Source organism: Rhodococcus sp. NPDC003322, assembly GCF_053589555.1.
Genome location: NZ_JBSFSC010000001.1, coordinates 553,410 through 567,686 on the forward strand (window position 1 = coordinate 553,410; position 14,277 = coordinate 567,686).

A 14,277-nucleotide genomic window follows, 5' to 3' on the forward strand; every position below is an offset into this window, starting at 1 on the left:
GTGCCTAGCTCGGAGCCTGGGTGGGCGGCTCGGCCTTCTTCTCGGGGGTCGACGATCCGCCGTCGACCGCCGGGCCCGCTGCACCGCGGTCGGTGCCCTCGTCGGCGGCCTGATCCGCTTCGGGGTGGTCCGGTTCGAAGGTGTCGGGCAGCTTGCGCAGCTGCTTGTTCATCGACCGGATCAGCAGCACGGTGCCGACCAGCAGCACGACGATGATGACCAGGCCGACCGGCGACGCCTTGCCGAACTCGGGGCCGGTCGGCGAGCCGGGGGTCTGCGCCAGCCACCCGACGGCCGCACTTGCCAGATTCACTTCTTCTCCTCTTGTCCCGGCGCTGCGCCGACGTGGTCGATGCCGGCGAACAGATCGGTTTCCGGGATGGCGGTCCGCACCCGGGTCTTCGCCAACTCGAACTCCTCGGTCGGCCAGATCTTCTGCTGAATGTCGAGGGGCACCGCGAAGAAGGACCCGTTGGGGTCGATCTGGGTGGCGTGCGCGCGCAGGGCATCGTCCCGCTGCGGGAAGTAGTCACCACAGGTGATCTGGGTGGTCACCCGTGCCATCAGGTCACCCTGCTCGGTCTTCCACTTCTTGAGCCATTCCGCCATCGGGAACTCTTCGCCTCGGCTGTCGTACTCCTCCTGGAACAACTGCAGGCGCTTCCGGATGAACCCGTGCGAGTAGTAGACCTTCTGCACTTCCCACGGCTCCCCCGCGTCCGGGAATCGCTCCGGATCACCTGCCGCCTCGTACGCGGCCATCGACACCTCGTGGCAGCGGATGTGGTCGGGGTGGGGGTAGCCACCGTTCTCGTCGTAGGTGGTCATCACGTGCGGACGGAACTCGCGGATCACCCGGACCAGCGCCTCGGTGGACTCCTCCAGCGGGACCAGCGCGAACGACCCCTCCGGCAGCGGCGGCTTCGGGTCGCCCTCCGGCAGTCCCGAGTCGACGAACCCGAGCCAGGTCTGCCGGACCCCGAGGATGCGGGCCGCCTCGGCCATCTCCTCCTTGCGGACCTCGCTGATGCGGTCCCGGATCCCCGGCACGTCCATCGCGGGGTTGAGGATGTCGCCGCGCTCGCCGCCGGTCAGCGTCACGACGAGCACGTCGTTGCCCTCGGCGGCATAGCGGGCAGTCGTCGCAGCGCCCTTGCTGGACTCGTCGTCGGGATGGGCGTGCACGGCCATGAGACGCAATCCGCTCACAGTCTTCCTTCACCTCAGCTTCGCGTGGAACCTACCGTGTGGTGGCCGGCCCCTTCGGGCACTGGCGGCCTGCCGGACACCGCCCGTCCGTCGCGTCGACCGCGCGAGCGGAGGCCCGGTGCCCTTCCCCTATAGTTCCACCCGACACCTCCAGCGTCACCGTGACCCTGTCCGGATCACCGCGTGGAGGGCGCCCCACCCGGGCAACGCGAGCTCGCCCGGACCGATGCACGAGAGTCGAGCAGATGACCGAGACGATCCCCTCCGACCGCTACCCCACGCCGCAGGGCAGTGTGCGCGGATCCCGGATCACCGCGATCGTGCTGACCATCGGTGTCATCCTCCTCGGCCTGGCAGTCGCCTGGCTCGGGTACAACAAGTTCGCCGCGAAGGACATCGAAGCGAATGTCGTGCAGTACTCGATCGTCGACGACTCGACCATGGCGCTGAGCTTCACCGTCACCCGCGAGGAACCGACCGAAGCTGCGCTGTGCATCGTGCGCGTCAGGTCACGGGACGGGTCGGAGACCGGCCGCCGCGAGATCGTCGTGCAACCGTCCGAACACGGAACGGTACAGATCGACACCCAGATCAAGACGTCGCAGTCACCGGCCGTTGCCGACATCTACGGCTGCGGCTCGACCATCCCCTCATATCTGAACGTCGGCTGACCAATCGTGGCCGCTGCGGCCACACCCCCGACCTCGATCTTCGTGGGGAAATCCCAGCTCGTGCTAGAATACGGCGATACACGGTTCCGCGTTGGAGCCGTGTATTGCTGCATTTGCATCCGGATGCGCATGTGACGCGGACCCGGATGCACGGCGGCCAGCTGCATCAGGCGGCGGGACGCGTACTCACCTCACGGTGAGCCGACCGGGGGATGACATTCGTCCGGGGAGACGCGCGCCCAGCCGCAGCCGACCACCGGTTTTCGGTGGTCCGTCCAGGGGATCCGTCCGGGTTCCGACTACGAGGAGTGATCGAGCATGACCGAGACCCAGGTGACCTGGCTGACCCAGGAGTCGCACGACCGGCTCAAGAGCGAACTCGACCAGCTCATTGCCAACCGTCCGGTCATCGCGGCCGAGATCAACGAGCGGCGCGAAGAGGGTGACCTCAAGGAGAACGGTGGCTACCACGCGGCACGCGAGGAGCAGGGTCAGCAGGAGTCCCGTATCCGCCAGCTGCAGGAGCTGCTGAACAGCGCCAAGGTCGGCGAGGCCCCCACCCAGTCCGGTGTCGCCCTGCCCGGGTCCGTGGTGAAGGTGTTCTACGACGGTGACGAATCCGACACCGAGACCTTCCTGATCGCCACCCGCGAAGAGGGTGCTCGCAACGACAAGCTCGAGATCTACTCCCCCAGCTCCCCGCTCGGTGGCGCCCTGATCAACGCGAAGGTCGGCGAGACCCGCGAGTACATCCTGCCCAACGGCAAGACCATGAAGGTCACCCTGCTCAGCGCCGAGCCGTACCACAGCTGAGTCGGCTCCACACGACGAAACCCCGGCCAGGGCATCCGCCCGGACCGGGGTTTTCTCGTTCGTACTGACGCACGGTGGGGCAGTCACCCCCTGCATGACTGCCCCACCGGCAACCGGATCCGCGAGCGCGGCCCCCTCCCCAAGGACCTGCACTCATCGGCTCACAACAGATCAGACGCGGCGAAGCTTCGATCGGTTCCAGCGTCGCGCCGGAAAATCCGGACTCCCGAACTCAGTCCGCGGGGAACGCGAGGCTGAGCACGTCCACCAACTCGTCCGGATCCGCGTTCGCGGACCCGCAAATCTCCGCCAGTTCGTCCCGATACCGAGGGTCGATCGGTTCGATTCCGCCGAACGCCCGGATCGACTCGCCGGTCGGCAGCAGCCGGGCGCACACCAGTGCCCCCACTGCGAAGTTGTGGCCCGCAACGGAGTCGATCACCTCCACGGTCGCCCCGCCGGTCACCTCGCGCAGAGTCAGCGACCGGCTCGGCACCACCGCCGTCACCTCGTACAGGCCGCGCCTGCCGGCCAGCCACCGGCGCGCGAGTTCGAGTTCCGCTGCGGGCAGCACCTGCGCGCGGCGGGCGACGAACTGTTCGAGGACGCCGCCCTCGAACAGCGCCGCATCGATGACGAGACCGCCTTCGAGCGCCGCGATGGTGGCGTCCTCGGCCTCGTCGGCGTGCGAGGCCCGGATCTCGGCGAGCCGGTGTACCAGGTCGAACAGTTCCGGCGTCCGCGCGAACATCAGGGCTTTCGTGTACAACCAGGTTGCGCGTGCGTCGACCGTGAGATCGGACCTGCCGAGGTGGCACGCCTTGTACTTGCGGCCGGACCCGCACCAGCAGCGGTCGTTGCGGCCCAGCTCTGGACGTTCCACCGGTTGGTAGCGCGCGAGCACCTCCTGCAGGGTCTCCGCGTCGCCGCCCTCGACTCGGGCGAGCAGCGACTGTGCGCGAGTGACGTCACCTGCGTCGGAGGCGAGCAACGCCAGGTCGAACGCCGCCAGCATCCAGTCCGGGTCCCGGTCCAGGGCGCGCTCGTAATGCGTCATGGCGATCCGTACATCACCCAGCTGATCGGCGGCCTTGCCGGCCAGCCAGTGCGCGGCCGCCTTCAGTCGGCGCGGCGCGTGCTCGACCAATGCCGATGCGGCGGCCTGCAGCGACTCGGCGCGCGCGTCGCCGGTGGTGGCGAGGTCGAGCGCGACCGCCGCGGTCGACGGGGACTCGAGCCGCAGGAAGACGGCCGGATCGGCGGCAACGCGGGCGGCGGCGACGATGCTCGGCTGCTCGCCCCGTTCCGCGCCCTCGGTGATCTCGTGGACGAGGTCGGTGAAATCGACGACCGCGCCGGCGTCGGCGACGTGCAGTTTGTTCTGCCGGGCGATCGACTCGATGAGGGTGGCGCGGTGATAGGCGTCGAAATCGAAGCCGCGCGGCGCCAGGTAGTTGCGTTCGCAGTCGTACCCGGCGTGATCGAGCAGCTCCGCCAGCGGCAGGGTGGGCGCGGTGAACAGGTCCATGCCCCGGTCGTCGGCGACGAGCTGCCAGATGACGGGGTCGGTGTGCTCGGCGGTGCCCTCGGCGATGATCCTGCGCAGAGACTCGGCGAGATCCGGGGTCGCGACGGTCCGGTCGACGCGAACCAACCGCAGCGTGCCGCCCGCCAGGCCCAGACCGATCATGTCCCCCGCGGTGTATCCGACGAGCATGTCGCGATCGAGCAGCAGCCGCTCGACTTCCGGAGCGGTGACGTCGGTGCGGCCGCGCTCGGCCAACAACGCGGCGTCCGACGTCGGGAACACGACGTCGACCTCGCAGTCGCCGACGTGCGCATCGGATCCGACGAGGCCCGTCAGCGGCGACAGGTCCGGATCGATGTCGACGACGCCCGAGGCGATCTCCTCAGCGGAGAGCCGATGCGTGAACACCCGACCCTCGAGCAGGCCGTCGATGGCGGCGATTCGCCCGTCGGCGAGCATCCCGAGCGCCGGGCCGTCGAGGCCGCGCACCAGCTCGGTCATCTCCGCGGCGGCGCCGAGCCCGAGGTCGACCAGTGCGGCCACCCAGCCTTCGGTGGTGAACGGGCCGCGTCGACGCAGCACCGCGATCGCCCTCTCGGCAACGTCGCCCGCGTCGGGATCGGTGTCGACGCGGGAACGACCCACGATCTCGAGATGCCGGTCACCGCGGGGTTCGGTCGAGACGGTCACCCCAGGAACCTCGCGCCGAGCACGGCGATGACGTCCTCGGGTTCGACGGTGTCGCCGGACAGGACGGCGAGCACCTCGTCCCGGTTCTCGGCCGGCACCGGTTCGACTCCACCGAGGATCTGCATCCGGTCACCGGTGGGGACCACCCGTGCACAGACGAGATTGCCGACGTCCAGCGGCTCGTCCACCGCGACCTCGGCCCGGTCGCCGGTACGCAGGTCCCGCAGCGCCACCGCGTCGCCGACGGCCGCCACGACCTCGTGCACCGATCGCCGCGCCGTCAGCCATCGGGCGGCAAGTTCGAGTTCGTCGGCGGGCAGCAGGACCCCGCGCCGGGACACGAACAACTCGAACAGCCGCCCCTCGAAAAGCGCGACGTCGAGCACCAGCGGATCCTCGAACGCCCGCGCGACCGCGTCCTCACTCTCCCAGTGCTCGGCACGCAGCTGCGCCAGCTCGAGCACCAGATCGAACAACGACGTCGACTGCGCGTAGAGCCCGGCCTTCTCGTACAGCCAGTGCGCGCGGTCGTCGAGGGTGCTGTCGGACTTACCGAGGTGGCAGACCTTGTACTTGCGTCCCGATCCGCACCAGCACTTGTCGTTGCGGCCGAGTTCCGGATGCTCGGCCGGAGCGAAACGCAGCAGCACCGCGTGGAGGTGTTCACTGTCGCCGCCCTCGATCCGGCTCAGCAACGACAGTGCTCGCTCCGCATCGCCGCGGTCGGAGGCGATCTGCGCCAGTTCGAACAGTGCCGGCGTCCATTCCTCGTCCATCGCGGCGGCATCCTCGAAGTGCCGCTCCGCCTCTCGCACGTCGCCGAGCGAGTCCGCGGCCATTCCGGCCAGCCAGTGCCCGGACGCCTTCACCCGGCGCGGCGCCCGGTCGGCCACCGCCAGCGCCGCGGTGTACAACGCGGGCAGATGATCCTCTTCGAATCCGTTGATCACATCAAGCGCGGCACCCGCTGCAGACGGATCCTCCAGCCCGACAAGGGATTCGACGACCCCGTCGATGCAGCTGCGCGCGCCGGACAGGTCGAGTTCGTCCTCGCGTACCACCGCGACCAGGTCGACGAACGCGATCACCGCATCCACCTCTTCCGGGTGCAGTTCGTGCTGGCGCGCGACCATCGCGATGTGCGAAGCGAAATGATGTGCGGCGAAATCGAATCCACGGGCGGCGATGTAGTCGCCCTCCCGGGTGTATCCGGCCGAGTCGATCAGCTCACCGAGCGGCACCGTCGGCTCCGTGAACAGCGCGGGGTCGTCGGAGAGCATCTGCCAGGCGACGGTCTCGAGGTTGTCGGCGTTGTCGTCTCCGACGATCCGGTCCAGCGCCGCGGACAGGTCCGGCGCCGCGGCGACCCCTCCGGCGACGGCGGCCAGCTCCAATGCACCGTCCCGGACCGTGACGGACACCAGATCACCCGACGAATACTGTTGCAGCGCTTCGGGCCCGAACAGCAGACCGGATCCGTCCGGAAAGTCCTCGTCCGACAGCCCGAGCGCGTCGAGTTCGTCGGCGTCGTAGTCGGAGAACAATGCCCGCACCGGGCCGTCGTCGGCCATTGTCGCCAGCACCAGCGGAGCGAGATCCGGTTCGGCGTGCAGGAGACCGGACGCGATCTCCGGGTCGGTGAGCCGGTGCGTGAACACCCGTCCCTCGACCAGGGTGTCGACGACCGCATTGCGCCCGTCGGCGAGGACGACCAGCAGTGCGTCGTCGAGCAGGTCGACCGATTCGAGGAGTTCCTCGGCAGTGCCGTGCCCGGCGTCGGCAAGCATCTCCGCCCAGTCCTCGGATGTCAGCGGACCATGCTGTCGCAACACCGCCAGTGCGATGTCGGCAATCGGGTCACGGGGATCAGGATTCACGCTCACCCTGTGATCGTAGGCGGCGACGACAACCCCCGGAACCGTGAGTGAATTTCACCCCGGCCGGGGTGAAATTCACTCACGGGCAGCGAAGCCGCACTACACGATCCGGCGGGCCTTCATCCCGTCGAACACCGGCCCGACCTTGACCACGTCACCGGTCTGCGGGGCGTGCACCATCTGTCCGTTGCCGATGTAGATCGCGACGTGGCCGGGGCCGCCGGACTGCCAGTTGCCGAACAGCAGGTCGCCGGGCCGCGCATCGGCGAGCGCGATCTCGGTGCCGATGTTCCACTGCGTCTCCGACGTCCGCGGCAGCACGAGCGTGTCGCCGGTCGCCGCGTACAACGCGTAGGAGGTCAGGCCGGAGCAGTCGAAGCCGCCACCGGACGGGCCGTTGATGTTGCCGCCGCCCCACACGTACGGCAGGCCCAGGTAGCGCAGCGCCGCCTCGACCACCTTGCCGCCGATGCTGCCGTCGGACCCGCTCAGCGGAGCCAGGATCGCCGCGAACACCGGTTCCGAATCCCGAATCTTCTTCACGTAGGGCTTGGTCTGGTGCTCGTAATCGAAGGCGCCGTTGGGCATGCCGCCGGCACGGCGCACGGCCTCGACTCCCGCGTTGTATCCGGCGAGGGTCAGGTCCAGGGTGTCGCCCTGGACGACGCCCTGGCGCTTCCACTCGTCGATCTGGCCGTACATGTCACACAGCAGGTGCCCGGACGCCATCACCGGGTCCGCGACGCCGAGGATGTCGACCTTGCCGTCTCCGTCGGCGTCCTTGCCCCACTTCTCCCAGGTGCCCGGCATGAACTGGCCGGGACCGCGGGCGCCGGTCCGGGACACCGGAGCGGTCGGGCCGTAACGGAAGCCGTTCTCGGCGTTGTACAGCGCGGCCAGGATCGGGGCCTTGATGCCGTCGCAGAGCGCGCCTGCCTTGTTGAACCAGGGCACGAACACCGCGATGGAGCCGATCGGGGCGATGTTGCCGCCCGGGAATGCGGCGTCGAGCGAGGTCACCGCGCGGGACAGGTCGCCGCCGAACGGCACCTCGGCGACGTCACCGCCGTAGGCGTCAACTTGCGGCGTCGACGGCGCGACGGGCGGGGCCGGCGGCGGTTCGGGAGCCGGTTCCGGAGCGGGCGGAGCGGGAGGCGCCGGCGGCAGTAACGGTTCGATAGCGCTCTGCGCGGCGGCCGTCGCGTCCTGCACGGCCTGGGTGGCCTGCCCCTGCAGCTGCTCGGGCAGCATGCCGATGACGTCGGCGACCTGCTGATCCGCTGCGGGAGATGTGGCTTGGAAGGATTGGATGGCTTGTGCTGCTTGATCTTTGACCGGGGCTGGTAGGTCCGCGCCCTGCACGAGACCGCCAAGTGCCGTGGCAACGGCAACGATGACCGCCGATGGGTCAACCGCCATGCGCATCCTCCCTCATCTCGACCGAGGCGCGTCAGCCCCTGGGCCGCCCCCTGTATGTGACTCGGATCACCGTATGACGCATGTCGCGGCAACGGGCGCATTTCGAGCGAACTCTTAGACGGCCTTCAGGTTGTCGGGCACCGCGAGCACCCGCCCGGAGAAAACAGCCGTCGACCTGCACCACGGCTACCGCACCACCCGTGTCGCGACGTGGGCACGGCCGATCACGGAAGCGCTGCCGGCCTGGCCGAAGGGGTGGCCCGACCCACTCACGGCGGCGAACTCGGACGCGGCGGTCGGGGCGGCGTCGACGATGTTCCCCCGCAGGTGCACGATCGCACGATAGGCACGGGTCACGGCAAGGTTCGGCAGCGACGCGCCGACCGGCACGGAAATGGTCGTCGCCACCGTTCATCGGCACCCGCGCGCGCCGCACCGTCATGTTGCGGGCGAGCGTCGCGGGCTCCACGCGGCCAGCCTAGATCGGCTGCGCCGCTCGCGCGCGGCGTACGGGTCCGGAGACCCGTGCGCCGCGCGCCGGCGGGAAGTGTCTAGCCCAGCGCCTGCTCGACGTCGGCCAGCAAATCGGCGGCGTCTTCGATGCCGACGGACAGGCGCACCAGATCCTCGGGAACCTCGAGTTCGGAACCGGCGGTCGAGGCGTGGGTCATCGCGCCCGGGTGCTCGATCAGCGACTCGACGCCGCCGAGCGACTCGGCGAGGGTGAAGATCTTTGTGCGTGAGCAGAAGTCGAGCGCCGCCTGCTTGCCGCCCTTGAGCCGCACCGAGACCATTCCGCCGAACCGGCGCATCTGCCGCGCCGCCACCGCGTGGCCCGGATGCGACGCCAGGCCCGGGTAGATCACCTTCTCGACCGCGGAGTGCCCGGTCAGCAGGTCGACGATCTTCTCGGCATTGTCGCTGTGCCGCTCCATCCGCAGCGCCAGCGTCTTGATACCGCGCATGGTCAGGTAGGCGTCGAACGGACCGGGCACCGCACCGGCACCGTTCTGCAGGAACGCGAACTTGGTGTCGAGATCCTCGTCGTCGGTCACCAGCGCACCGCCGACGACGTCGGAGTGGCCGCCGAGGTACTTGGTGGTCGAGTGCAGCGCGACGTCGGCACCGAGCGCGAGCGGCTGCTGCAGGTACGGCGACGCGAAGGTGTTGTCGACCACGATCTTCGCCCCGGCCTCGTGGGCGACCGCGGACAGCGCCTCGATGTCGCCGATGTTCAGCAGCGGGTTGGTCGGGGTCTCGACCCACACCAGCTTGGTGTTCGGCCGGATCGCCGCCCGGACGGCGTCCACGTCGTTGATCGGCGCCGGGGTGTGCTCGATGCCCCACTGTGTGAACACCTTGTCGATGAGCCGGAACGTGCCGCCGTAGGCGTCGTTCGGGATCACCAGGTGGTCGCCGGGCCGGAGCACCGACCGCAGCAGGCAGTCCGTGGCTGCCATACCCGACGAGAACGCCCGCCCGAACGCCGCGCCCTCGATAGCGGCGAGGTTCGCCTCGAGCGGCCGGCGGGTCGGGTTTCCGGTGCGCGCGTACTCGAAGCCGCCGCGCATGCCGCCGACCCCGTCCTGCGCGAACGTGGAACTGGCGTAGATCGGCACGTTCACCGCGCCGGTCTGCGGATCCGGCTCGTACCCGGCGTGAACTGCCCTGGTGGAGAATCCCTGCTGCTGCTCGCTCATCCGCTCAGCCTACTGAGCCGCCGGCAACCGATGTCGCTGAGCCGTCTGCGAGCCATGTCCCTGGAGCCCCGGCGACCCAATGTCACTGAGCCGCCGGCGACCCGATGTCACTACGCACCGGCGCTGAGGAACCCGAGCAGGTCGTGCCGGGTGATGACGCCGACCGGCTTGCCGTCGTCGACGACCATCAGCGCGTCGGTGTCGCCGAGCGCCTTCGTCGCGGCGCTGACCGGCTCCCCGGAACCGATCAGAGGAAACGCCGGGCTCATGTGCTTGGCCACCGGATCCGCCAGCTGCGCGCGCCCCTCGAACACCGCGGAGAGCAGTTCCCGTTCGGTGACACTGCCCGCGACCTCACCGGCCATGACGGGCGGCTCGGCACCGACCACCGGCATCTGCGAGACGCCGTATTCGCGCAGGATCTCGATCGCGTCGCGCAGCGTTTCGGTCGGGTGGGTGTGCACCAGGTCCGGAAGCTCTCCCGACTTGCCCCGCAGCACGTCCCCGACGGTCGGCTCGGCGGGCTTGCTGCCGTCGAGGGGGGTGCGCAGGAAGCCGTAGGACGCCATCCACTTGTCGTTGAAGATCTTCGACAGGTAGCCGCGACCGCCGTCGGGCAGCAGCACCACGACCACCGCGTCCGGGTCCCGCTCGGCGACCCGCAGCGCCGCGACCACGGCCATGCCGCAGGAGCCACCGACCAGCAACCCTTCCTCGCGTGCCAGGCGGCGGGTCATGTCGAACGAGTCGGCGTCCGAGACGGCGATGATCTCGTCCGGGATCGACGGGTCGTAGGCGGTGGGCCAGAAGTCCTCGCCGACACCCTCGACAAGGTACGGCCGCCCGGTGCCTCCCGAGTACACCGAGCCCTCGGGGTCGGCGCCGATGACCTTGACCTTCCCGCCCGAGACCTCCTTAAGGTAGCGACCGGTGCCGGTGATGGTGCCGCCGGTGCCGACACCCGCGACGAAGTGCGTGACCTTGCCGTCGGTGTCGCGCCAGATCTCCGGGCCGGTGGTCTCGTAGTGGCTGTCCGGGCCACCCGGGTTGGAGTACTGGTCCGGCTTCCAGGCGCCGGGGATCTCCTTCACGAGGCGGTCCGAGACGTTGTAGTAGCTGTCGGGGTGCTCCGGCGCGACCGCGGTCGGGCACACCACGACCTCGGCGCCGTACGCCTTGAGCACGTTGCGCTTGTCCTCGCTGACCTTGTCGGGGCAGACGAACACGCACTTGTAGCCGCGCTGCTGCGCGACCAGCGCCAGACCGATGCCGGTGTTGCCGGACGTCGGTTCGACGATCGTCCCGCCCGGCTTCAGCGCGCCGGACGCCTCGGCCGCGTCGACCATCTTGACCGCGATCCGGTCCTTGGAGCTGCCGCCCGGGTTGAGGTACTCGATCTTCGCGGCCACCAGGCCGGAGCCGGGTGAGACCACCGAGTTCAGCTTCACCAGTGGGGTGTTTCCGATGAGGTCGACGACGTGATCCGCGATGCGCATGCCCCCATCGTCCCAGAGCGCGCCCGGTCGGCAACACCTGGGCGGACCGTCGCGAACGGCGGCGATCCCCTGCCGGTTCTCGATGAGTGGGACGGGCGAGCGAGCTCACACTCCACCCCGCACGCCCTGCTTCTGCGGGCGCCCCGGATACGCTTGCGAATCAGATTCACGGCCAGTCCATTTCGACGCCGCACCTTCCACCACGACGTTCGAGGGAACCCGGTGCGATCGCACTCCGTCCCGGTGGCCAAGCAAGCGCATGGTAGGAACAGCGGCATCGCCACGTAACGTCTGACACAGGACACCGCTGTCGTAGCTGACACGACAGCACGAATGAATGGAGTACTCATGCCCGAGGCAGTCATCGTCTCCGCCGTGCGCTCGCCGATCGGCCGCGCCGGCAAGGGATCGCTCAAGGACATGCGTCCGGACGAGCTGGCCACCCAGATGGTCGCGGCGGCGCTCGCCAAGGTGCCCGAGCTCGATCCCCGGGACATCGACGATCTGATCATGGGCTCCGGCCAGCCCGGCGGCCAGGCCGGCTTCAACATCGGTCGCGTCACCGCCGTCAACCTGGGCTACGACTTCCTTCCCGGCGTGACGGTGAACCGCTACTGCTCGTCCTCGCTGCAGACCACCCGCATGGCGATGCACGCGATCCGTGCCGGTGAGGGTGACGTCTTCATCTCCGCCGGCGTCGAGTCGGTGTCGTCGTTCACCTCCGGCAACGCCGACGGCTGGCCGGACACCAAGAACACCGGCCGCTACGGCGAGGCAATGGAGCGCTCGCTCAAGGACGCCGAGGGCGGCGTCGTGTGGAGCGATCCCCGAGAGAAGGGCCTCGTCCCCGACGTCTACCTGGGCATGGGCCAGACCGCCGAGAACGTCGCGACCTACACCGGCATCAGCCGCGAGGACCAGGACCGCTGGGGCGTCCGCAGCCAGAACCGCGCGGAGGAGGCCATCAACCGCGGCTTCTTCGCCAACGAGATCACCCCGATCACGCTGCCCGACGGCACCGTCGTCTCCACCGACGACGGCCCGCGCGCGGGCACCAGCTACGAGAAGATCAGCCAGCTCAAGCCGGTCTTCCGCCCGGACGGCACCGTCACCGCCGGCAACGCCTGCCCGCTCAACGACGGCGCGGCCGCGCTGGTGATCATGTCCGACACCAAGGCCAAGGCCCTCGGCCTGACCCCGCTCGCGCGCATCGTCTCCACCGCCGCGACCGGCCTGTCCCCCGAGATCATGGGCCTCGGCCCGATCGAGGCGGTCAAGAAGGCACTCGGGTTCGCGAAGATGTCCGTCTCGGACATCGACCTGTTCGAGATCAACGAGGCCTTCGCGGTCCAGGTGCTCGGCTCGGCCCGCGCGCTCGACCTCGACGAGGACAAGATCAACGTCTCGGGCGGCGCGATCGCCCTCGGGCACCCGTTCGGCATGACCGGTGCCCGCATCACCAACACCCTGCTCAACAACCTGCGTGAGCAGGACAAGACCTTCGGCGTCGAGACCATGTGCGTCGGCGGCGGCCAGGGCATGGCGATGGTGCTCGAGCGCCTGAGCTAGTCACCTCCGCCGAACGGGCGGTCACCGGGCAGCCGCCCAGGTGGCCGCCCGTTCGGCGTCTCAGCGGTCGGTGCGGTCCGCGATCAACTCACCGATCGGCAGCGCCGACGTGGCGGCGGGCGAGGGCGCGTTGACGACGTGCACCATCCGGTCGGTGGACCGGATCAGGAAGTCGTGCACGAAGCTGCCGTCACCTCGGACCGCCTGCGCGCGGATGCCCGCGTGCCGGCCCTGCAGGTCGTCGAGTTCGAGCGACGGACAGTACTTCCGGCACTCCGCGAGGTAGCCGCGCTTGAAGACCGCGTTGCGCATCTCGCGGATCCCGGTGCGCACGTTCGCCGCGGCGACCCGGCGCATCCCGGGGAAGCGCAACATTTCCATGACGTCGCGGCGGTCGACCCCGAAGGGCCGGTACTTCTCCCGTGCGAACCCGAGGACCGCGTTGGGGCCGACGGTGATGTCGCCGTCGACCGTGGGGCTCAGGTGCACCCCGAGGAACGGCAGGTCGGGATCCGGGATCGGGTAGATCAGGTGCCGCACGATCGACGACTTCTCCGGCCGCAACCGGTAGTACTCACCGCGGAAGGGCACGATCTGGAAGTCGGTGTGCAGCCCCGCCAGCCGCGCGATCCGGTCGGCCTGCAGACCGGCACAGGCGATCAGGGTGCGGGCCCGGACGGTCGTGTCCGCCGTCGAGACGGTGACCGCGTCGGAGCGTTCGGAGATCTCGACAACCTCGGCACCGGTGCGGACCTCGCCGCCGGACGCCGTGACGCCCTCGGCGAGCGCGCGGCACACCTGTCGGTAGTCGATGATGCCGGTCGCCTTGACGAGCAGCGCCCCGAGACCTGACACCAGGGGTTCGCGGTGGTGGAGTTCGGCGGCGCCGAGCCGTTCGTGGTCGATGCCGTTGATCCGGGCGCGGTCGACGAGCGCGTCCATCCGTGCGAGTTCCGTCGGGTCGGTCGCCACCAGTAGTTTCCCGGTGACGCGGTACTCGATGCCGTGGCGCTCGGCGAACCGTTTCGTCGCCTCGGCACCGCGCTTGCACAGGTCCGCCTTCAGGCTGCCGGGCTCGTAGTAGATGCCCGCATGGATGACACCGCTGTTGTGCCCGGTCTGGTGGGCCGCGACCTCACGTTCCTTCTCGAGCACCACCACCGACGCGCCGGGGTTGCGTCGTAGCAGCGCCCGCGCCGTCGCCAGCCCGACGATCCCACCGCCGATGACGCAGAAGTCGTGGTCCACCCGCCCGATGATGCCCCCCGGATGCGCCGAACGGGCGGTTACCTGAGCATCGGCTTC

The 14,277-nt window shown here is 69.3% G+C and carries 12 protein-coding genes; 3 read left to right on the forward strand and 9 right to left on the reverse strand.

Features of this window, described 5'->3' with window-relative positions:
* Positions 1 to 4: 4 nt before the first annotated feature.
* A complete protein-coding gene (locus tag ACWDUM_RS02565; RefSeq protein WP_450114156.1) occupies positions 5 to 313 on the reverse strand; it encodes a hypothetical protein in 309 nt (102 codons plus the stop codon).
* Positions 310 to 1,209: a mycothiol conjugate amidase Mca gene (gene mca, locus ACWDUM_RS02570; RefSeq protein WP_450114155.1), complete on the reverse strand. Its 900-nt coding sequence runs from the start codon at positions 1,207 to 1,209 to the stop codon at positions 310 to 312. Before mca ends, ACWDUM_RS02565 begins: the two co-directional genes overlap by 4 nt.
* Before the next feature lie 245 nt (positions 1,210 to 1,454).
* Here mca and ACWDUM_RS02575 point away from each other — a divergent pair, with 245 nt between their 5' ends.
* Positions 1,455 to 1,880: a DUF4307 domain-containing protein gene (locus ACWDUM_RS02575; protein ID WP_450132770.1), complete on the forward strand. Its 426-nt coding sequence runs from the start codon at positions 1,455 to 1,457 to the stop codon at positions 1,878 to 1,880.
* Between the two features lie 318 nt (positions 1,881 to 2,198).
* A complete protein-coding gene (greA, locus tag ACWDUM_RS02580) occupies positions 2,199 to 2,693 on the forward strand; it encodes a transcription elongation factor GreA (protein ID WP_450114153.1) in 495 nt (164 codons plus the stop codon).
* Positions 2,694 to 2,925: 232 nt separating this feature from the next.
* On the opposite strand, the gene ACWDUM_RS02585 is transcribed toward greA, so the two are convergent.
* The 6 genes from ACWDUM_RS02585 to ACWDUM_RS02610 all read right to left on the reverse strand — a co-directional run bounded on the left by ACWDUM_RS02585 (position 2,926) and on the right by ACWDUM_RS02610 (position 11,403).
* Complete coding sequence (locus ACWDUM_RS02585) at positions 2,926 to 4,911, reverse strand: SEC-C metal-binding domain-containing protein (protein ID WP_450132771.1); 1,986 nt, start codon at positions 4,909 to 4,911, stop codon at positions 2,926 to 2,928.
* Complete coding sequence (locus ACWDUM_RS02590) at positions 4,908 to 6,794, reverse strand: SEC-C metal-binding domain-containing protein (protein WP_450132772.1); 1,887 nt, start codon at positions 6,792 to 6,794, stop codon at positions 4,908 to 4,910. The genes ACWDUM_RS02585 and ACWDUM_RS02590 overlap by 4 nt, the downstream gene beginning before the upstream one ends.
* A 93-nt stretch (positions 6,795 to 6,887) precedes the next feature.
* Positions 6,888 to 8,207, reverse strand: a complete 1,320-nt coding sequence (locus ACWDUM_RS02595) for a C40 family peptidase (protein WP_450132773.1) — start codon at positions 8,205 to 8,207, stop codon at positions 6,888 to 6,890.
* 186 nt (positions 8,208 to 8,393) lie between these two features.
* On the reverse strand, positions 8,394 to 8,615 hold the full coding sequence (locus tag ACWDUM_RS02600; RefSeq protein ID WP_450132774.1) for a hypothetical protein: 222 nt from the start codon (positions 8,613 to 8,615) through the stop codon (positions 8,394 to 8,396).
* Between the two features lie 143 nt (positions 8,616 to 8,758).
* Positions 8,759 to 9,907: a cystathionine gamma-synthase gene (locus ACWDUM_RS02605; RefSeq protein ID WP_450132775.1), complete on the reverse strand. Its 1,149-nt coding sequence runs from the start codon at positions 9,905 to 9,907 to the stop codon at positions 8,759 to 8,761.
* A gap of 110 nt (positions 9,908 to 10,017) precedes the next feature.
* Complete coding sequence (locus ACWDUM_RS02610) at positions 10,018 to 11,403, reverse strand: cystathionine beta-synthase (protein WP_450132776.1); 1,386 nt, start codon at positions 11,401 to 11,403, stop codon at positions 10,018 to 10,020.
* Between the two features lie 348 nt (positions 11,404 to 11,751).
* Between ACWDUM_RS02610 and ACWDUM_RS02615 the strand changes: the two genes are divergently transcribed.
* Positions 11,752 to 12,972, forward strand: a complete 1,221-nt coding sequence (locus ACWDUM_RS02615; protein ID WP_450114146.1) for an acetyl-CoA C-acetyltransferase — start codon at positions 11,752 to 11,754, stop codon at positions 12,970 to 12,972.
* Positions 12,973 to 13,032: 60 nt separating this feature from the next.
* Here the strand turns inward: ACWDUM_RS02615 and lhgO are convergent, their stop codons facing one another.
* Complete coding sequence (gene lhgO / locus ACWDUM_RS02620; protein WP_450132777.1) at positions 13,033 to 14,220, reverse strand: L-2-hydroxyglutarate oxidase; 1,188 nt, start codon at positions 14,218 to 14,220, stop codon at positions 13,033 to 13,035.
* Positions 14,221 to 14,277 lie beyond the last annotated feature (57 nt).